This is a genomic window from Actinocatenispora sera, from assembly GCF_018324685.1.
Classification (GTDB): domain Bacteria; phylum Actinomycetota; class Actinomycetes; order Mycobacteriales; family Micromonosporaceae; genus Actinocatenispora; species Actinocatenispora sera.
In genome coordinates, this window is record NZ_AP023354.1 from 3,152,795 (window position 1) to 3,172,571 (window position 19,777).

General features: G+C 71.6%; 14 protein-coding genes. 9 read left to right on the forward strand and 5 right to left on the reverse strand.

All coding sequences use genetic code 11. From position 1 onward, the window contains the following. Nucleotides 1-28: 28 nt before the first annotated feature. Nucleotides 29-1,828: a malto-oligosyltrehalose trehalohydrolase gene (gene treZ / locus Asera_RS15170; RefSeq protein ID WP_051802773.1), complete on the reverse strand. Its 1,800-nt coding sequence runs from the start codon at nucleotides 1,826-1,828 to the stop codon at nucleotides 29-31. 382 nt (nucleotides 1,829-2,210) lie between these two features. Beyond that, nucleotides 2,211-3,524 carry an ROK family transcriptional regulator gene (locus tag Asera_RS15175; RefSeq protein ID WP_084132460.1) on the reverse strand — a complete coding sequence of 438 codons (1,314 nt, stop codon included), beginning with the start codon at nucleotides 3,522-3,524 and terminating at the stop codon, nucleotides 2,211-2,213. Between the two features lie 179 nt (nucleotides 3,525-3,703). On the opposite strand from Asera_RS15175, the gene Asera_RS15180 reads away from it, so the two are divergent. The 5 genes from Asera_RS15180 to Asera_RS15200 all read left to right on the forward strand — a co-directional run bounded on the left by Asera_RS15180 (nucleotide 3,704) and on the right by Asera_RS15200 (nucleotide 12,308). Then, nucleotides 3,704-5,071: an extracellular solute-binding protein gene (locus tag Asera_RS15180; protein WP_051802774.1), complete on the forward strand. Its 1,368-nt coding sequence runs from the start codon at nucleotides 3,704-3,706 to the stop codon at nucleotides 5,069-5,071. Nucleotides 5,072-5,136: 65 nt separating this feature from the next. Beyond that, nucleotides 5,137-6,000, forward strand: a complete 864-nt coding sequence (locus Asera_RS15185; protein ID WP_030448617.1) for a carbohydrate ABC transporter permease — start codon at nucleotides 5,137-5,139, stop codon at nucleotides 5,998-6,000. Continuing rightward, the gene (locus Asera_RS15190; protein WP_030448618.1) at nucleotides 6,000-6,833 is read left to right on the forward strand and encodes a carbohydrate ABC transporter permease; all 834 of its coding nucleotides are present in this window, start codon (nucleotides 6,000-6,002) and stop codon (nucleotides 6,831-6,833) included. The genes Asera_RS15185 and Asera_RS15190 overlap by 1 nt, the downstream gene beginning before the upstream one ends. A gap of 324 nt (nucleotides 6,834-7,157) precedes the next feature. After that, nucleotides 7,158-11,255 (forward strand): carboxypeptidase regulatory-like domain-containing protein, encoded by a 4,098-nt coding sequence (locus Asera_RS15195; protein WP_030448619.1) that lies wholly within the window; start codon nucleotides 7,158-7,160, stop codon nucleotides 11,253-11,255. 213 nt (nucleotides 11,256-11,468) lie between these two features. Then, the gene (locus Asera_RS15200) at nucleotides 11,469-12,308 is read left to right on the forward strand and encodes a phosphoribosylaminoimidazolesuccinocarboxamide synthase (protein WP_030448620.1); all 840 of its coding nucleotides are present in this window, start codon (nucleotides 11,469-11,471) and stop codon (nucleotides 12,306-12,308) included. A 12-nt stretch (nucleotides 12,309-12,320) separates the two neighbouring features. Here the strand turns inward: Asera_RS15200 and Asera_RS15205 are convergent, their stop codons facing one another. Further along, complete coding sequence (locus Asera_RS15205; RefSeq protein WP_342344419.1) at nucleotides 12,321-13,334, reverse strand: helix-turn-helix domain-containing protein; 1,014 nt, start codon at nucleotides 13,332-13,334, stop codon at nucleotides 12,321-12,323. Between the two features lie 474 nt (nucleotides 13,335-13,808). Between Asera_RS15205 and Asera_RS15210 the strand changes: the two genes are divergently transcribed. The 4 genes from Asera_RS15210 (at nucleotide 13,809) to Asera_RS15225 (ending at nucleotide 17,721) form a co-directional block, all read left to right on the forward strand. Next, nucleotides 13,809-14,645 (forward strand): hypothetical protein, encoded by an 837-nt coding sequence (locus Asera_RS15210; RefSeq protein WP_157035083.1) that lies wholly within the window; start codon nucleotides 13,809-13,811, stop codon nucleotides 14,643-14,645. Further along, nucleotides 14,642-16,330, forward strand: a complete 1,689-nt coding sequence (locus Asera_RS15215) for a hypothetical protein (protein WP_030448623.1) — start codon at nucleotides 14,642-14,644, stop codon at nucleotides 16,328-16,330. Before Asera_RS15210 ends, Asera_RS15215 begins: the two co-directional genes overlap by 4 nt. Before the next feature lie 120 nt (nucleotides 16,331-16,450). Further along, on the forward strand, nucleotides 16,451-16,900 hold the full coding sequence (tsaA, locus tag Asera_RS15220; RefSeq protein ID WP_244843888.1) for a tRNA (N6-threonylcarbamoyladenosine(37)-N6)-methyltransferase TrmO: 450 nt from the start codon (nucleotides 16,451-16,453) through the stop codon (nucleotides 16,898-16,900). A gap of 269 nt (nucleotides 16,901-17,169) precedes the next feature. Next, on the forward strand, nucleotides 17,170-17,721 hold the full coding sequence (locus Asera_RS15225; RefSeq protein WP_030448625.1) for a hypothetical protein: 552 nt from the start codon (nucleotides 17,170-17,172) through the stop codon (nucleotides 17,719-17,721). An 87-nt stretch (nucleotides 17,722-17,808) separates the two neighbouring features. On the opposite strand, the gene Asera_RS15230 is transcribed toward Asera_RS15225, so the two are convergent. Both Asera_RS15230 and hisN read right to left on the reverse strand, forming a co-directional pair. Next, the gene (locus tag Asera_RS15230) at nucleotides 17,809-18,690 is read right to left on the reverse strand and encodes a hypothetical protein (protein ID WP_051802775.1); all 882 of its coding nucleotides are present in this window, start codon (nucleotides 18,688-18,690) and stop codon (nucleotides 17,809-17,811) included. Nucleotides 18,691-18,826: 136 nt separating this feature from the next. After that, entirely contained in the window at nucleotides 18,827-19,633 is an 807-nt protein-coding gene (gene hisN / locus Asera_RS15235) for a histidinol-phosphatase (RefSeq protein WP_030448627.1), read from the reverse strand. Nucleotides 19,634-19,777 lie beyond the last annotated feature (144 nt).

The following is a 19,777-nucleotide window of genomic DNA, read 5'->3' on the forward strand; positions in this document are numbered from 1 at the left end:
TCCCTTGATCGACGGGGTGGTCCCTTGATCAACGCGGCAGGGGGTGGGGTGGGGGGAGGCAGCGGACGATGGCGGCGGACTGCGGTGGCAGCTGGATCTCGTGCCGGGCGTAGACGAAGCCGGGCGCGGTGGCGAGCGGGACGTCGACCGGGACCCCGTGCAGCGCAACGGTTCGACGGCGATCAGCGAGATTCACCGCGATCCGGTACTGTCCACGATGGATGGTCAGCCAGTCGGTGCCGGTGTCCACCCGTACCTCCTCCAGGCGGGGGTCCGACAGCTCCGGGATCGAACGGCGCAGCGCGATCAGCTTGCGGTAGAAGCCGAACATCGCCGCGTGCGCCGGCTCGGCCAGCTCCTCCCAGCGCAGCACCGAGGCGGCGAACGTCTCCGGATCCTGCGGATCGGGTACGTCGCCGGGTGGCCAGCCGTGCGCGGCGAACTCGGCCCGCCGCCCGGCCGCGACGGTTGCGGCGAGTTCCGGCTCCGGATGGCTGGTGAAGAACTGCCAGGGCGTGCTCGCCGCCCACTCCTCGCCCATGAACAGCATCGGCGTGAACGGCGCGGTGAGCATCAGCATGGCGCCCACCCGGCACAGCCGTTCGGGCAGCGTCGCCGAGATCCGGTCGCCGGTGGCCCGGTTGCCGATCTGGTCGTGGTCCTGCAGGAACACCACGAACCGGTGCCCCGGCGTCGAACGCGGATCCACCGGCCGGCCGTGGTGCCGGCGCCGGAAGCTGGACCAGGTGCCGTCGTGGAAGTACGCGCCGGTCAGCACCTTGGCCACCCCGTCGACCGAGCCGAAGTCGGCGTAGTAGCCCTGCCGCTCGCCGGTCAGCAGCGCGTGCACGCAGTGGTGCACGTCGTCGTCCCAGGACGCCGCGAGCCCGAAGCCGTTCGCCGCCCGCGGGGTGACCGGCCGCGGATCGTTGCGGTCGGATTCGGCGATCAGTGACAGCGGCCGGTTGACCCAGGACGACAACGCGTCGACCTCGATCGCCAGCTCCTCCAACAGATGCAGCGCCCGGTCGTCGGCGAGCGCGTGCACCGCGTCGAGCCGCAGCCCGTCGAGATGGTGGTCGCGCAACCACATCAGGGCGTTGTCGACGATGTAGCGGCGGACCTCGTCCGAGTCCGGCCCGTCCAGGTTGACCAGCTCGCCCCACGTGTTGCGGCCGGGCTTGAGGTAGGGCCCGAACCGCGGCAGGTAGTTGCCGGACGGGCCGAGGTGGTTGTACACCACGTCGAGGACGACACCGAGCCCGCGCGCGTGGCAGGCGTCGACGAAACGTTTCAGCCCGTCCGGTCCGCCGTACGGCTCGTGCACCGCGTACCACAGCACGCCGTCGTAGCCCCAGTTGCGCGGCCCGTTGAACGCGTTGACCGGAAGGATCTCCACCAGGTCGACGCCGAGCTCCACCAGGTGGTCCAGCCGCTCGATCGCGCTGTCGAACGTGCCGCCCGGGGTGAACGTGCCGACGTGCAGCTCGTACAGCACGCTGCCGGGCAGCGGCCGGCCGGTCCAGGCGTCGTCGGTCCACTCGAACGCGTCCTGGTCGTAGATAGCCGACAGCTCGTGCACGCCGTCGGGCTGCCGCAACGAGCGCGGATCGGGCAGCGCGGTCTCGTCGTCGTCGAGCAGGAAGCCGTACCGGGTGCCGACCGGTACCTCGGCCAGTTCCAGCCGCCACCAGCCGTCCGGCCCGCCGGTCAGCTCGTGCACCTCGTCGACGGTCGTCGGCGGCGCGCCGTTCGGCCCGTCGCCGGACGGCCGCAGCCGCAGCCGCACCCGCGATGCGGCCGGTGCCCACACCTCGAACGCCGTCACCGGAGCATCATCGCATGATCACCATCGGTACCGGCGAACGCGAGCGCCGCGCGTCGGCACTCGTGCCGTCGCCGTCGCGAGGCGGGCCGGCGGCGCCCCCGAGTCGCGTCGGCACTGGGCCGTGCCGGGCGCCGCGCGTCGGCCCTGTGTTTGATCTCGGGTCGGGCCGGGCGCCGCGTGTCGGCCCTCGGTCCGGGGTCGTGCCGGGCGCCGCGTGTCGGCCCTCGGTCCGGGGTCGTGCCGGGCGTCGCGTGTCGGCCCTGTGTGGGTCCGGGGTCGGGCCGGACGCCGCGTGTCAGCCCTGTGTCGGTCCCGGGTCGGGCCGGGCGACGCGCGTCGGCATGGGGTCGAGGCCGCCGGGACGTGGCATCGACCCCTGCGGTCACTGGCTCTCGGTGCCGAGCAGTAGCCGCCAGCCGGGCGCGTACGTGCCGTGCAGCACCAGCGAGGCGGCGCCGACCGCGCCGGCGTCCGGGCCGACCAGGCTGTCCTCGATCGCCACCGTGCGCACCCGGCGGGCGATCGAGTGCCCGTTGACCTGCCGGTCGATCTCGTCCCGGACCGGCTCGGCGAACCCGGGCGGTGCGTCGCCGCCGAGCACCACCCGGGAGACGTCGAGCAGGTTCACCGCGCTCAGCACCGCCTGGCCGATCCGCTCCGCGGCCACCCGTACCGTGTCGGCGGCGGCCTTGTCGCCGTCGCGGGCGGCGCGGCACAGCAGGTCGTAGTCGGCCCGTACCCGGTCGGGTCGCAGGTCGAGCCCGAGACGGTTGGTGGCGCGGCGGCCGTGCCGCTCGAGCAGGTCGGCCACCAACGCGGCCGGAGAACAGTGCGCCTCGAGGCAGCCGCGGGCGCCGCAGCGGCACGGTCGCCCGTCCGGAACCACGATGACGTGGCCGATCTCGCCGGCGTTGCCGGAGTCGCCGCGCAGCACCCGGTCCCAGTGCACGACCCCGGCGCCGATGCCGGTTCCGAGGTACAGGAACAGGAAGCTGCCGGAGCGTTCCGCGCCGCCCGCCCAGCGTTCCCCGATCGCGGCGGCGGTGGCGTCGTTGTCCACCACAGTGGACAGTCCGGTCGCGGTGTGCATCGCGTCGCGCAGCGCGACCTGGTGCCAGCCGGCCAGGTTCGGCGGCTCGACCACCAATCCGTGCCTGGTGTCCAGCGGACCGGGCACCGCGACCCCGAGCCCGAGGATGCGTCCGCAGGGTACGCCGGCCTGCTGCACGGCGCGGTCGACGGCCCGGGCCACCACGCCGACCAGCCGAGCCGGGTCGCCGGTGGAGGCCAGCCGGCGGCGGTGCCGGTGCACGGTGGCGCCGGCCAGGTCGACCACGGCGGTGACCATCGCGTCGGGGTCGAGGTGCACGCCGACGGAGAAGTACGCGTCGGAGCGGATGGTCAGCAGGGTGCGCCGCTTGCCACCGCTGGACGGGGCGTGGCCGGTCTCGGCGATCAGTCCGGCGGCGAGCAGCCGCCGGACGATGTTGGAGACGGTCTGGGTGGTCAGACCGGTCATGGCGGCGAGCTCCACCCGGCTGATCCCGGCCGACTCGCGGATCGCGTCGAGCACGACCGCCTGGTTGTAGCCGCCGACCCGGGGCAGGTTGGTACCGCTGCGCGCCTGGCCGACTGCTGCGGGTAGCGCCGGGGTCAGCGGCTCGCCGTCGTCGTCGGTTCGAGTCCGGGAAGTCATTGACTTAGTTAATCCAATGGTTTTACTTTCGTGCAACACGGTTTGCATGACCGACATGGGAACCCGCTACCACGTGGCACGACGTTGCCGCGCTCTGAGTGGTTGGTGCCCTCGCGTGACAGGTTGAGCGGGCGGTCCACATCGCACTGCGGGTACCCGGCCGCTCGGGAAGGACCACCATGCGGTTCCGAAAGCTCGCGACGATCGCCCTCACCGGTGCGGTGATCGCGCCCCTGCTGGCGGCGTGCGGCTCGTCCGGTGACTCGAAGAACGAGATCAAGATCGCCTACCAGCGGTCCACCGACAACAACAGCCGGATCATGGACAACTTCCTGGCCGGGGTGAAGAAGCAGTTCGAGAAGGCGAACCCGGGTAAGACGGTCAAGCTGATCCCGATCCAGGCGACCGAGAACGACTACTACACCAAGCTCGACCTGATGATGAAGTCGCCGCGCACCGCGCCCGACCTCGCGTACGAGGACACGTTCCTGATCAACTCCGACATCAAGGCCGGGTTCCTGCGCCCGATCGACGCCCAGGTCAAGTCGTGGGACCAGTGGAGCCAGTTCCAGGACGCCGCGAAGGAGTCGGTCACTGGTCAGGACGGCAAGGTGTACGGCGTGCCGGACGGCACCGACACCCGCGGGATCTGGTACGACAAGCAGGTTTTCGCCAAGGCCGGGCTGCCGGCGAACTGGGAACCGAAGTCGTGGAACGACCTGCTGTCCGCCGCGCGGCAGATCAAGAAGAAGGTGCCCGGCGTGACGCCGATGAACCTCTACACCGGCAAGGCCGGTGGTGAGGCGTCGAGCATGCAGGGCTTCGAGATGCTGCTCTACGGCACCGCCGACCAGCTGTACAACCCGCAGGAGAAGAAGTGGGTCGTCGGCAGCAAGGGTTTCCAGGACTCGATGAACTTCCTGAAGACCGTGTACTCCACCGGTCTCGGCCCGAAGCCGTCGCAGGCGCTGGACGCCAACATCAGTACCAACGTCAACACGGACTGGTTCCCGAACGCGAAGATCGGGTTCTCGATCGACGGCTCGTGGACGGCCAACAACTGGATCTCCACCGGCCCCAAGCCGTGGAAGGACTGGACGACGAACATCGGCTGGACCGCGATGCCGACCCAGAACGGCCAGGCGCCCGGCAAGACCAGCATGTCCGGCGGGTGGAGCTGGGCGATCACCAAGAACGCCAAGAACCCGACGCTGGCGTGGAAGTTCGTCACCGCGATGCAGACCGAGAAGAACGCGGTCACCTACGACAACGCTGCGCAGAACATCGCGGTGCGCAAGGACGTCGCGGCCGACCCGAAGTACCAGAACTCCTCGCCGACCGTGAAGTTCTTCACCGATCTGGTGGCGGTCACGCACTACCGGCCCGCGTACGCCGAGTACCCGAAGGTGTCCACGGCGATCCAGGAGCAGATGGAGGCGGTGACGACCGGTACCTCCAGCCCGGCCAAGGCGTCCGCGGACTATGACAAGTCGGTGGCCGACATCGTCGGCAACAACACGACCAAGGACTCGGGCCCCGCGAAATGACCGCGAGCACGACGGCCGAACGGACCACGGCGGCACCGGAAGCTCCCGGTGCCGCGCGGGTTCCGATGCGCGGCCGGACGATCCTTCGCGGGCTGCCGCTGCTGCCGGCGGTGGTGCTGTTGCTGGTCTTCCTGGCCGGACCGATCATCTACTGCATCTACTACGCGTTCACCGACATGCAGCTGACCGGCGCCACGACGACGAACTTCGTCGGGCTGGCCAACTTCCGCAAGGCGTTCGGCGACGACCAGTTCTACAACGCGATCCTGCAGACGCTGATCTTCACGGTGCTCTCGGCGATCGTCGGGCAGAACATCCTGGGTCTGGTCATCGCGCTGCTGTTCCGGTTGGCCACCAAGGTGCTGCGGTCGATCGTCGGCGCGCTGGTGATCGCCGCCTGGGTGGTGCCGGAGATCGTCGCCGGCTACCTGATGTACGCGTTCTTCCGGGACGAGGGCAGCCTCAACGAGATCCTGAAGTTCCTGCACCTGCCGCAGCAGAACTGGCTCTACACGCTACCGATCCTGGCGGTGTCGCTGGCCAACGTCTGGCGTGGTACCGCGTTCTCGATGCTGGTCTACTCGGCCGCGCTGGCCGAGGTACCGGCCGAGCTGACCGAGGCCGCGGCGATGGACGGTGCCGGTGTGTGGCAACGCTTCTGGCACGTCACCGTGCCGACCATCCGGCGTTCGGTGGCGACCAACCTGATGCTGATCACGTTGCAGACGCTGTCGGTGTTCGGGCTGATCTTCGCGATGACCAAGGGTGGCCCGAGCAACAAGAGCACGACGCTGCCGATCTACACGTACCAGACCGCGCTGCAGAACTACGAGATCGGGTACGGCACCGCGATGGCCCTGGTGCTGCTGGTGATCGGTGCCCTGTTCTCGCTGGTCTACCTGCGGGCGTTGCGACCGGAGGCGGACTGATGGCCAAGTCGGTACAGGCGGCGGGCAAGGTCGCCGCGAACGTCGGGCTGGCCGTGGTGGGCGTCGCGTTCCTGGTGCCGCTGCTGTGGGTGGTGACCACCTCGGTGGCGCAGGGGCAGACGTTGAAGGTGGAGTGGCCCCAGCACTTCACCGGGGCGAACTTCGCGCACGTGGCCACGGTGGACATCCTGTTCCGCCCGCTGTTCAACGGGCTCGTCCTGTGCGGTGGGGGCACGCTGATCACGGTGGTGGTGGCGATCCTCGCCGCGTACCCGTTGTCGCGCTACCGATCCCGGCTCAAACGACCGTTCCTGCTGACGATCCTGTTCACCACGGGCCTGCCGATCACCGCGATCATGATCCCGGTGTACGCGATGTTCACCCAGCTGAACCTGATCGACCGGATGTGGTCGGCCACGGTGTTCATGGGGTCCACGGCGTTGCCGTTCGGCATCTGGCTGATGAAGAACTTCATGGACAGCGTGCCGGTGGAGCTGGAGGAGGTCGCCTGGACCGACGGGGCGAGCTCGATGGCGACGCTGCGCCGCATCGTGCTGCCGCTGATGTGGCCCGGCGTGGTCGTCGTGACGATCTTCACCTTCATCGGCATGTGGGGCAACTTCTTCGTGCCGTTCATCCTGCTGATCGATCCGAACCAGTTGCCGGCATCGGTCAGCATCTTCACCTTCTTCGATCCGCAGCACGGCGGCGTGCAGTACGGCCAGCTGGCGGCGTTCTCGATCTTCTACTGCATCCCGGTGGCGGTGTTGTACCTGGTCATGTCGCGGAAACTGTCGGGCTCGTTCGCCCTCGGCGGTGCGTTGAAGGGCTGAATCACCGGTAACGGAAGGGAGCCGGGCCACGAACAGTGGCCCGGCTTTCGTCGTGCTCGCGCCGCAGCGAAACGCCCCTTAAGGTCGCTTTGCATTACTTGGAGTTGTTTCGTCCTGGCGGGCTGTGGTCATGGCGCATGTCCGCCACATGACGGACATTGAATGCCTACCGCCAGCTTCGGGATTGTTACCCCCAGCGCGGTACCAGCCGCGTCGTTGCTCACATTCAGGGGCAAGGAGGCCCCGGGTGACAACACGTGCAGAAAGGCTGGGAGGACCTTGATGCACAGTAAACGAACGCTGCACCGACGCGTGAGAGCCGGCATGTACGGCCTCGCGGTCGCCTCGGCGGTGGCGCTGGGAGGCCTGGGTACGCAGACCCCGGTGCTCGCCGCCCCGTCCGGGGACACCACGACCGCCCGTCCCAACGTGGAGAAGGTCTGCGGACCGGCCAAGGCCGGCGAGTTCACCTGCTTCTCGTTGCGTCGCACCGATGTGGCCGGTGCGAAGGGCATCCAACCCAACGACACGCCGTCCGGGTACGGGCCGACCGACCTGCGCAGCGCCTACAACCTGCCGGACAACGGCGGTGCGGGCCAGACCGTGGCGATCGTGGACGCGTACGACAACCCGAACGCCGAGTCCGACCTCGCGGTCTACCGCGAGCAGTACGGGCTGCCCGCCTGCACCACCGACAACGGGTGCTTCCAGAAGGTGGACCAGCGCGGCGGGACGGACTACCCGAACCCCGACTCCGGGTGGGCCGGTGAGATCGCCCTCGACCTCGACATGGTCTCCGCGATCGCGCCGAACGCGCACATCCTGCTGGTGGAGGGCGACACCGCCAGCTTCGACGACCTCGGTACCTCGGTCAACACCGCGGTGGCGATGGGCGCCAAGTACGTGTCGAACTCCTACGGCACCAACTACAACTCGCAGCCCGGCAGCGGCGAGTCCGCCGACGAGCTGACCTACGAGGAGGAGTACTACAACCACCCGGGCGTGGCGGTCACCGTCTCGTCCGGTGACAGCGACTACGGCGTCGCGTTCCCCGCGGCCTCGCAGTACGTCACCTCGGTCGGCGGCACCGCACTGGTGCGCGACAACAGCGACCGCGGGTGGTCGGAGAGCGTCTGGCACAACTCGTACGGTGGCCCCGGCTCGGGTTGCTCGATGTACGAGCCGAAGCCGACGTTCCAGCAGGACAGCGGTTGTGACATGCGGGCCGTCGCGGACGTGTCCGCGGTCTCCGACCCGGAGACCGGTGTCGCGGTCTACAACAGCTACCAGGCGTCCGGCTGGGCGCAGTACGGCGGCACCAGCGCGGCGTCCCCGATCATCGCCGGGGTCTACGCCACCGCCGGTACCCCGGTTGCGGGCAGCTACCCGAACGCCTACCCGTACGCCAACGCCGGCGCGCTCAACGACGTCACCGAGGGCGCGAACGGCAGCTGTGACCCGGCGTACCTGTGCACCGCCGGTGCCGGTTACGACGGGCCGACCGGCCTGGGCACGCCGGACGGGCTGGCCGCGTTCCGCAGCGGTCCGCACGGCGTGGTGTCCGGCTCGGTCACCGACGCGGGTTCCGGCTCGGCCATCTCCGGCGCGACCATCAAGGTCGGGGACAACCAGGCCACCAGCGGCGCGGACGGCAGCTACACGCTGACCATGCCGCCGGGTGACTACACCGCGACCGCCTCCGCATACGGCTACCAGGACAAGACCGCGTCGATCACCGTCTCCGACGGCGGCACCGTCACGGCCAACTTCGCCCTGTCGCCAGTGCAGAAGCACACCGTCACCGGTACCGTCACCGACGGCTCCGGCCACGGCTGGCCGCTGTACTCCAAGGTCACCGTGGACGGCGTCCCCGGCGGCCCGGTCTACACCAACCCGTACACCGGCAAGTTCTCGCTGGAGCTTCCGGCGGACGCCGACTACACCCTGCACGTCAGCTCCGAGCTGCCGGGCTACACGGGTGTGGACAGCGCCGTGCACGTCGGCGACGCCGACGTGCACCAGAACCTGCAGCTGCTGGCCGACGCGAGCACCTGCGCCGCGCCCGGCTACACCAAGAAGTACAACGGCACCAACCAGTCGTTCGACGGCACCACCGCGCCGGACGGCTGGACGGTTGCCGACGCCACCGGCGACGGCGGCTGGAGCTTCACCGACGACGGCAACCGGGGCAACAAGACCGGTGGTGACGGCGGCTTCGCCATCATCGACAGCGACCACCTCGGTTCGTCCAAGACCGAGGACACGACGCTGACCTCGCCGGTGACCGACCTGTCCGACGTGGACTCGCCGGCGGTCGGCTTCGACACGTACTACTACGGCTACTCCAGCCAGGTCGGTGACGTCGACGTCTCCGTCGACGGCGGCGCCACCTGGAGCAACGTCTGGCACCACACCAGCGGCATCACGTCCGGGCACCAGGAGGTCCAGGTACCCGAGGCGGCGAACCAGGCGGCGGTGCAGGTCCGGTTCCACTACACCGGCCACTACGGCTGGTACTGGGAGCTGGACAACGTGTTCCTCGGCGACGCGTACTGCGCGCCGGTGCACGGCGGCCTCGTCGCCGGGCAGGTCACCGACGCCAACACCGGCAGCGGCATCACGTCCGCCTCGGTGAGCAGCGATGACAAGCCGGCGGAGAACGCCAACACCGTCGACGCCGCCGGCGGCGGCTTCTACTGGATGTTCTCCTCGTTGACCGGTGCGCACCCGTTCACCGCCAGCAAGGGCGCCTACCAGTCGGTGTCGAAGTCGGTGTCGGTCGCCACCGACGACGTCACCCGGGCCGACTTCAGCCTGACCGCGGGACAGATCACGCTCGACAAGTCCTCGATCTCGAAGAAGGTCGACTGGGCCGGCACCGCGTCCGGCAGCGTGACCGTGACCAACACCGGCGGCCAGCCGGCGACGGTCAAGGTCAGCGAGCAGCCGGGCGGCTTCCAGATGCAGTCCAAGAGCACCGGTGCGCCGGTGCACAAGGTGAAGGCGGACACGTCGGCCAAGCGACTCGCCGGCAGCAACGGCAAGGCCGGCAACGCGCCCGCCGAGGTTCCCGCGGCCGACGACGCCTGGACCTCGATCGCGAACGCGCCGACCGCGATCCAGGACAGTGCCGTCGGTGTCCACGACGGCAAGGTGTACTCGGCCTTCGGCTTCAACGGCTCGGCCGACACGAAGGACCTGTACGTGTACGACCCGGCCGACGGCAGCTGGAGCCAGGCAGCCAGCGCCGCCGACACGCGCGAGGGCAACCCCGCGCACGGGTTCATCAACGGCAAGTTCTACGTGGTCGGTGGCTGGGGTGCCGACGGCAACCCGGACACCAAGCTGGAGATCTACGACCCCGCGAACGACAGCTGGTCCACCGGTACCTCGGCGCCGTCGATCTACGCCGGTGCGGGTAGCGCGGTGCTGGACGGCAAGCTGTACTCGATCGGCGGCTGCACCAGCTCCTGCGGCCAGAAGGCCGTGTCGGTGTACGACGCGTCGAGCGACTCGTGGTCGACGGCGGCCGACTACCCGGAGTCCACGTCGTGGACCTCGTGTGGCGCGCTGTCCGGCAAGATCTACTGCGCCGGTGGCTCGGGCCCGTCCTCGTCGAGCCAGCACGCCTTCGTCTACGACCCGGGTTCGAACACCTGGACCCAGGTTGCGGACCTGCCGATCGACCTGTGGGGCTCGGCGTACACGGCGGCCAACGGGCTGCTGCTGGTCTCGGGTGGCGTCACCGGCAACGGTGCGGCCATCACGAACCAGGGCTACGCGTACAACCCGCAGGACGACACGTGGAGCCCGCTGCCCAACGCGAACGCCTCGCTGTACCGCTCGGGCAGTGCCATCGGGTTCTACGCCATCGGCGGTAACCCCGGCGGCTTCCTCGTTCCGCCGGTGGCCACCTCCGAGGTGCTCGGCGGCTACGACCAGGGTGGGAGCTCCGACGTCACCTGGATGTCGCTGAACCGCAAGGAAATCACCCTGGCGCCGGGTGAGAGCAAGAAGATCAAGGTGTCCATGGACGCCTCGGTTCCGGACATCACCCAGCCCGGCGACTACACCGCGGGCATCGGCCTGAGCACCGACACGCCGTACCAGGTGGCGCCGGTGCAGGTCACGATGCACGTCCAGCCGCCGGCGACCTGGGGCAAGATCACCGGCACCGTGTCCGGTGACGACGGGAAGGGCAACGTGGCCCCGATCGTCGGAGCCACCGTCCAGATCGACAGCTGGACCGCCAGCTACACGTTGAAGACCGACAAGGACGGCAACTTCGCGCTGTGGCTGGACTACCGGAACAACCCGCTGACCGTCATCTACGCCAAGGACGGCTACGCGCCGCAGGTGAAGAGCGTGACGATCAAGCAGGGGAAGACGGTAACGGTCTCGGTCACGCTGAAGAAGAGCTGATCGACGGCTGTTGACGCACAGGCAGTGGGCCGGTTCGCCGAACCGGTGGGCCGGCCCACTTCCATCGCGGGTCCGCCCGGCCCCCAGCGCCGGACGGGCCCGCTTCCTGTTGCCCCCCGGGGGTCCGCCAGCCCCGCCCGAGCCACGACATGGGAGGCTGACCAACAACGACGCGCCGGGCAGCCGACCGGGACCGGAACAGGAGCAGCAGCAGTGAAGCACGTGTACAGCGGGAAGATCCGCGACCTGTACGAAGACGACAACGGCGACATCATCCTGGTCGCCTCCGACAAGATCTCCGTCTACGACGTCGTGCTGCCCACCCCGATCCCGGACAAGGGCAAGCTGCTGACCCAGCTGTCGCTGTGGTGGTTCGACCGGCTCGCCGGCCTGGTGCCCAACCACGTGCTCTCCGGTACCGACGTGCCGCCGGAATGGGCCGGCCGTGCGGTGCGGTGCCGGCCGCTGAAGATGCTGCCGGTGGAGTGCATCGCCCGCGGCTACCTCGCCGGGCTCGGCCTCAAGGAGTACCAGAAGCAGGGGTCGGTGTCCGGGGTGGAGCTGCCCGCCGGGCTGGTCGAGGGGTCGAAGCTGCCCGAGCCGATCTTCACCCCGACGACCAAGGCCACCGAGGGGCACGACGAGTTCATCACCCTCGACGAGGTCACGAAGCAGTTCGGTGCCGAGCTGACCGGCCGGCTCCGGGACCTGACCCTCGAGGTGTACCGGCGCGGCGCCGACCTGGCCCGCGAGCGCGGCATCATCGTGGCCGACACCAAGCTGGAGTTCGGCGTCGACGCCGACGGGCAGCTGGTGCTCGCCGACGAGGTACTCACCTCCGACTCGTCCCGGTTCTGGCTGGCCGACGAGTGGCAGCCCGGCCGGCCGCAGCGGGCGATGGACAAGCAGTTCCTGCGCGACTGGGCGTCCGCGGTGCCGGGCTGGGACAAGACCTACCCCGGCCCCGAGATTCCGGCCGACGTGGTCGCCACCACCCGGGCCCGCTACCAGGAGGCGTACGAGCGCATCACCGGCAACACCTGGACCGCCTGAGCGCGGGCGGGCTCAGAGCCAGTTGCGGTGGGCGGCGCGCCAGATCAGCTGCAGCCGGGTGCGCACCCCGGCCAGCTCGATCAGGTCGTGCACCCGGCGCTGCACGGTACGCATCGACAGCCCCAGCTGCGCCGCGATCGCCTGGTCGGTCAGCCCGGCCAGCAGCAGCGACAGCAGGTGCAGGTCCTGCGGTGACGGCGCGTTGTCGTTGGCCTCCCGTACCGTCTCGCCCGGCGCGGCGAGCAGCGGCGTGGCGTTGCCCCACATCGCCTCGAACAGCGCGACCAGCGCGTCGAGCAGCCCGCTGGGGTACACCAGCAGCGCGGACGGCTCGGTCGAGTCGGCGGGCAGCACCGGCACCACGGCGACCGAGCGGTCCACCATGATCATCTTCAGTGGCGTCTCGTCGATGACCCGCGCCCGCTCGCCCATCTCCACCGACTCCGACAGCCGGAACGGATCGCCCGGCATGGTGAGCACCTCGCGCGGATAGATGGTGCGGAACGTGACCCCGGCCCGCAGCCCCTCCAGCTCGGCGACGTTCTCCGACGCCTCCAGCGCGAACGTGGGCGTCTTGACGATCGCGCACACCTCCTGCTGCGCCTTGCGCTCCAGCTCCGCGATCCGCGGCCCGATCGCCTCGCCGAACACCACCTCGATCAGATCACCGGTGCCGCGCAGCGCCAGCTGGTTGCGGTACTCGGCGGACAGCCGGTCGACCGCCTCCTCGACCACGGCGAGGTCGCGCTGCCGGCGCCGCAGCTCCGGCCCGAACGCCAGATCCGGCGGTACGGCCCGGAACCGGTGCGGGTCGTCCGGGGTGCGGGTGACCGCGCCGCGCCGCTGCAGCACCGTCAGCGCGGCGGCGACCTCATCGATCCCCAGCCCGAGCCGCTCGGCGAGCTCGTCCGCGGTGCTCGTGGGCATCCGCATCAGTACGTGGTACGTACGCCATTCCGGCGGTCGCAGTCCGACGGCCTCCAGCACGGTATGAGTGCCTCCCGGTGACAGGCGGTGCGCGATCACGCGGATCGCGCCGGTATCGAGATCCCATCACAACGGCCGTCGTGCGCCATCGTGTCGGCATCCCGGTGCCGGCCGCACGGGAACCCTCGACGCACCCCCCATCACCTCGCGACCCGGTCGACGGGCGGGCAGCCCGTCGCGTCGGCCCCCGGCAGCCCGTAGCGGTCCGGACCGGCGACCCGTCGGACGACGCGTTGCGGCCGGCACCGCTTCGTGCGTGGATGGTAAGTGCTGAACCTGTCCCATACCGTGGATTCTCCGGCCGATCCCACCTTGTGTACCGCAGTTGGTGACCTATCGGCCGAATGTCCGGTTGTCGGGGTGTGATCGTGGCGCCGTGGACGCCTCCGTTGTCGGCCCGTACTCGGGTGAAGATAGGCTCGCGGCCGACCGGATGGGCTGTTTTCCACCCGGTGCGTGCTTTCTTGCGCACACGGAGCGTGAGGATGACGGCGGGTGGCGCGGGAGGAACAGGTGACCGAGCCGGCTGGCGTGTCGCTGCGCCGACGGTGGACCGGACGGCACTACGCGCACCTGTTGCTGCCCGTGCCGTACCTGACCGAGCCGGCCGCGGCGGTACTCGATGCCGCGGTCACCGCCGCCGACGGCTGGCGCCCGCACGGTGACGCCGACCCCGAGCTGGCCCGGCGCTGGCATCGCCGCCCCGCAGCCGGCGCGCTGCACCTCGCGGTCCTCGGCTGGTACCCGCTGCTGGTCACCATCGGTGCCGACCCGGCCGGCGGCCGGGCCGGCCGCCGCGCGCTGGCCAGATTGGCCGAGGCCGCCCTGTCGGTCGACGGTCGGCCGCTGTCCGACGCCGAACTGCCCGGCCGGCTGCGGGCCGCCGCAGATCGCGGTGCCGCCGCCGCCGACCTGCACGAACGGGCCACGCGCGAGCGCGCCGAACTGACCCGCCGACGCTGCCCGGCCTGCCCGGCGATCAGCGACCGGCTCGCCACCCACTGCGGCGGCTGCGACCGCCGGTTCACCGGCGCCGACGACGAGCGCCGCGACGCCGCGCACCGGGCCGCAAGCGAACGCCTGCACCAGCTCGCCGCCGAGCTGGACCGCCTCGCCCGCGACCGCCCGATGCGCGCCGGCACCGACGAACCCACCCCGCCGGTCGCGACCCCGACCGGCGCCGCCCCGGCCACGCCGCCCGGTCCACCGGCCGCACCGCCGTCTGCCGCGCCGCCGTCCTCCGCACCAACCGCACCCCCGTCCGCCGCACCGGCCGCGCCGCCGTCCGCCGCGTCGGCCGCGGCACCGGAACCGGTCGACGAGGTCGACGGACCGGGGGAGCCGGCGTGAGCCGCGGTGCCGAGCGCCGGTCCACCGCGCTGCTCGCTCCCGGTGAGCGCTGGGGCTGGGAGTACCGGTTGGAGCCCGCGCCGGTCCCCGAACGCGCCGCACCGACCACCCCGTCCGTGCCGCTGCCGGACTGGGTGCACGCCGCCGCGCAGCGCTACGACGCCGCCGCGCGTCGCACGCTGCGGTACCGGTGGCCGACCGTGGCCGCCGCCGGGCTTTCCGTCGTCGCGCTCGCGGTGGCCGCGGCGCTGGGCAGCGGGGGCCTGGCACTCGCCGGTGCCGGTTGTGCCGGGTTGGCGTTGGCGGGCGTTGCGGTGCTGATCCTGCCGCGCCGGTTCGCCGCCCGGTACGCCGACGCCGAACACCAGCGCTGGCTGCGCGGCTGCGCCCGGCGGGCCGAGCCGGCCCCGGCACCGGCACCCGAGGTACCGGCCGGGCGGTGGCGGCCGCTGCGCCCGGCGGGCGCCGAACACGTCGACGTGTACGGCGGCACCGACCGCGGCTGGGCGGCGCTGCTGTCCACGGTGGCCGGTTCGGTGATCGGCTCCGGCGGCTCGGTCACCATCCTCGACCTCACCGGCAGCAGCGCCGCGCGCGACCTGGTCCGCGTCGCCGGCGCCGCCGGGCACCGGCTCGACCTGCTCACCCTGCCCGACCACCTGCCGGCGGTCGGTCTGCTCGCCGACCTGGCCCCGGCGCAGGTCGGCACGGTGCTCGCGGAGGCGGTACACGCGGTGGACCGCGACCCCGACACCGGCGACCGGTCCGGCGACGCCGCGCTGGCCGGGCAGGCGGTGACGGCGCTGCGCGGCGCGGTCACCTTCCGCCGGGTGGCCGCCGCGCTGCGGGCACTCAACGGCGAGATCGCCGACGGTGACGCGCTGAGCTCCGCGGAACGCGCGAACCTCGCCGCCGCGCTGCGCCAGGTCGGCAACCAGACCGCCGCGAGCAGGCTGCGCCGGCTGGCCGCCGCGGCCGAGCAGCTCGCGCTGCTGGAGGAACACGACCCGGGCGTCCGGCCGTACCGCGATCCCCACGCCCAGCTGCGCGTCATGCAACTCGCCGGCGACGACGAGGACCTGTCCACCGGGCTACTCGCGCAGATCCTCGCCGGCACGCTGCTGCACCAGGTGCGCCGGCTGGTCCCCACCGAGTCCGGACCGGCCCGGCTGCTGGTGGTCGCCGGTGCGGGCGGGCTGCGCCGCGCGCAGCTGGAACGGCTCGGCACGCTGGCCCGCCGCCGCGGGATCCGGCTGCTGCTGCTCTACCGGCGGCTGCGCGCCGACGTCGCGCCACCCACCGGTACCGACGCCACCGTACTGATGCGCCAGCACGGCGCCGCCCAGGCGAACCAGGCCGCCCGCCTGCTGCCCGCCGGTATCGAACTGCTCGTCGCCGACTCCACCGCCGAGCGCCGCGCCGCCGCGGCCGGCACGGCCCGCCGGGCCGGCGCCGAGCCGGAGCCACCCGGCCGGTTGCCGGCACCGCCACCGGCGCCGCCGCTGCCACCGCACCCGTGGCGGCCGGACGTACCGCCCGCGGTTCCGGACGCCGCCCGGTACGCGCCGACGCCGGAGTTCCTGCGTGACCTGCCGGACACCGCGTACCTGCTGCTCGATCCGCGCGACGGCGGCAGCCCCCGGCTGCTGGAAGCCGACCCTTCGGTTCTGGGCCAGGGCATCTGATCCGGGGTGGATGATGGACGCGCCGCGCTCCCGCGGCCGCGCTCGACGATGCGGTACCAGCGTGCCGTCGGCCGGCCCGGCTGCGGGCGGCGCCGACCGGCCGGAGCGGGGAGGACGATCTTGGCCATCGACGACACCGAGTCCATCGACGACACCGACGATGACGGCTACCTGATCCGGCCCGTGGGCCGGGTCGAGTCGCCGCTGACCGACCGTGACCAGGCGCCCCGGCAGGGTGACGAGGGTGCGCCGGACGCCTGGCTGGTGCTCGAGCCGGGCGTGGCCGAGGCGATGCGCGACCTCGCCGTCGGCACCGACGTGCTGGTACTGACCTGGCTGCACCGGGCCGACCGGCAGGTGCTCGCCGTACATCCGCGCGGGGACACCGCCCGGCCGGTCACCGGCGTGTTCGCCACCCGGTCACCGGACCGGCCGAACCCGATCGGGCTGCACCGGGTGACCATCGTCGCGATCGACGGGATGCGGATCCGGGTCCGCGATCTGGAGGCGCTCGACGCCACCCCGATCGTCGACATCAAACCGGTCCTCGGCCCCGAAGCCGAGCGCTGAGCCACCCGCCGGCGACCGGTGACGTGCCACCGGACCGGGGTGGATCCGACGCCGGCCGCGGCGGGTGACCGGGCCGCGAACCGCCGCGGGCGACCGGATCCCGGGCCGCGGTGGCGACCGGATAGCGAGCCTTCGTCGGCGGCTGGATGCCGGGCCGCGGTGGCGACCGTGTGGTGAACCTTCGTCGGCGACCGGATGCCGGGCCGCGGTAGGGCGACCGGATGGCGGGGCGCCGTGGGGTACAGGCGCGCGCCTGGCAGGCTGAACCGATGACCGAGCAGTCGACGATCCGCCCGCGCCGCCTCTGGTACGGCATCGCCATCGCGGTGCTGGTCGTCGGCATCGCCGCCGGCATCGGGGCGTTCCTGTTCGCGCTGCGCCCCGCGCTCGGCGACCTGCAGCGCTTCGAGACCGGGCAGACGGTGCGGCTGTCGCTGTCCGCCGGGCAGCGACGCACCCTGTACGTGTCCGGCGACACCGCCGGAGGCGACCTGCGCTGTACCGCCAGCCCGGCCGGGCTGTCGCTGTCCGAGACCTCCGGGCTGACCATGAGCCAGGGCGACGAGTCGTGGTCGGCCGCCTACCAGCTGCGCGCCGACCGGACCGGCAGCTACCGGCTGACCTGCACCAGCCCGGCCGGCCGGAAGGAGCTCGCGGTCGGTGCGACGCTCAGCGGCCCGCGGTTGGTCGGTGGCATCGTCGCGGCGGTCGCCTGCCCGTGCGGCGGTCTGCTGTTCGCCGGCATCGTCTGCCTGGTGGTGGCGCTGCGCCGGCACGCCCGCCGCCGCGCCCTGCGCGAAGCCACCCCACCGGCGGGTTGATCAAGGGATCGCGGCAGAGCGTCCTGCGCCGACGTGTCCCGATCCCTTGATCAACGCGGGGCTGGGCGGGCGGGGCGGGCGGGGCGGTCAGTGCACGTCGGCGGGGCCGAAGGCGGTGACGTGGCCGGCGGCGATCCGCCGCGGCTGCGGCTTGGCGTACCGGCTGAGCAGCAGCACGGCGCACAGTGAGAGGCAGAACCCGGCGAGGGCGATCCAGTGCATGCCGGCCCGGATCCCGTCGCCGAGGAACAGCAGCCCGACGACCGCGGCCGGGATCGCCGACGCGGCGTCCATCGCCGCCACCGCGGCGGTGGCGCTGCCCCGCTGCATCGCCAGGCCGAGCAGCAGCTGGGCCAGGATCGAGTGCAGCACCAGCAGGTACAGCAGGGGACTGGTGGCCAGCCCGCTGAGGCTGGGCGCCGAGGCGAGCGGCCGGGAGGCGATCGCGCCGGCACCGAACGCCAGCCCGGCCAGCGAGCCGAGCGCGACCGACCCGACCGAACCGCGCAGCCGTACCGCGAGCAGCGCGAGCGCGCCGATGGCGCCGATGGCGGCGAGCAGCACGATCGCCCCGACGGTACCGATGCGGTGGGCCGGTCCGGGTTTGGCGGCGAGCACCTGGGCGGCGATGCCGACCGACAGCAGCAGGATCAGGCCCAGCTCGACCGGCACGATGCGCCAGCGCAGCAGGACGACGCCGAGCACCACCATCACGCCGATGCCGGCCGCCGAGGACGCCTGGACGAGGTAGAGCGGCAGGTCGCGGCGGGCGAGGAAGGCGAGCAGGAAGCCGACGAACTGCAGCACCACGCCGACCACGTACGTCTTGTGGCCGGCCAGCCGGACGAACAGGCCCGGGTGCAGCGTGTCGTGCACCCGGACCCGGTTGGCCGCGACGGACTGCAGCAGGTTGGCCACGCCGTACGCCAGGATCATCGCGAACAGACTCAGCCAACCCACAGACATCACGGGGCGAGGATATGCGCTACTCGCCACGGCATCGACACCGGTGATTGCCCGACCGGCAAACGTGCGGCGACCATCCGTGTCCGGCCGACCGCCGATGGTCGCCGGTCACGCGCGTACGGTCGTCGGACGCCTACGGTCAGTCGCTCAGTGCGGTGAGCAGCTCGCCGTGCAGCGGGCCGTTGCTCGCCACCGCGCTGCCGTCGCCCGGCGCCGGGGCGCCGGCCAGATCGGTGAAACTGCCACCCGCTTCGGTGACGATCGGGATCAGTGCCGCCACGTCCCACAGCGACAGCTCCGGCTCGACCATCGCGTCCACCGCGCCCTCGGCGAGCAGCATGTAGCCGTAGAAGTCGCCGTACGCCCGGGACCGCCAGCTGCGCCGGGTCAGCGACAGCATCCCGTCGAGCTTGCCGCGCTGCTCCCAGCCGGTCAGCGACGAGTAGCAGAACGACGCGTCGGACAGCGACTTCACCCCGGACACGCCGATCCGGTTGGCGTGCGTGGCGTTGCGGCCGGCATAGGCGCCGTGGCCCAGCGCGGCCCACCAACGCCGGCCCAGCGCCGGCGCGCTGACCAGCCCCACCACCGGACGGCCGCCGGTGAACAGCGCGATCAGGGTGGCCCAGATCGGCACCCCGCGGACGAAGTTCTTCGTCCCGTCGATCGGGTCGACGATCCACTGCCGGTTGCCCCGCCAGTCGCCGGGGTCGCTCGCGCCGAACTCCTCGCCGAGCACCGAGTCGCGCGGCCGGGCCCGGGCCAGCGACGACCGGATCGACTCCTCCACCGACGAGTCGGCGTCGGTCACCGGGGTCAGGTCCGGCTTGGTGTCGACCCGCAGATCCAGCGCGCGGAACCGGGCCATCGAGATGCGGTCGGCCGCGTCGGCGAGCACGTGCGCAAGCGACAGGTCGTCGAGGAAGTCGTCGTGGGCGCGGGTCATGCCGAGAACTCTAGAGGTACTCGCCCAGCGCAGCGCCGTAACCGCCCGCCGAGCGGCGCCGGAACCACCCGTCGAGTGGGGGCGCGACCCGACGGCGTCCGGGTCACGGTGCGGCGGAGCCGCCCGCCCGGCACGGATAATCGG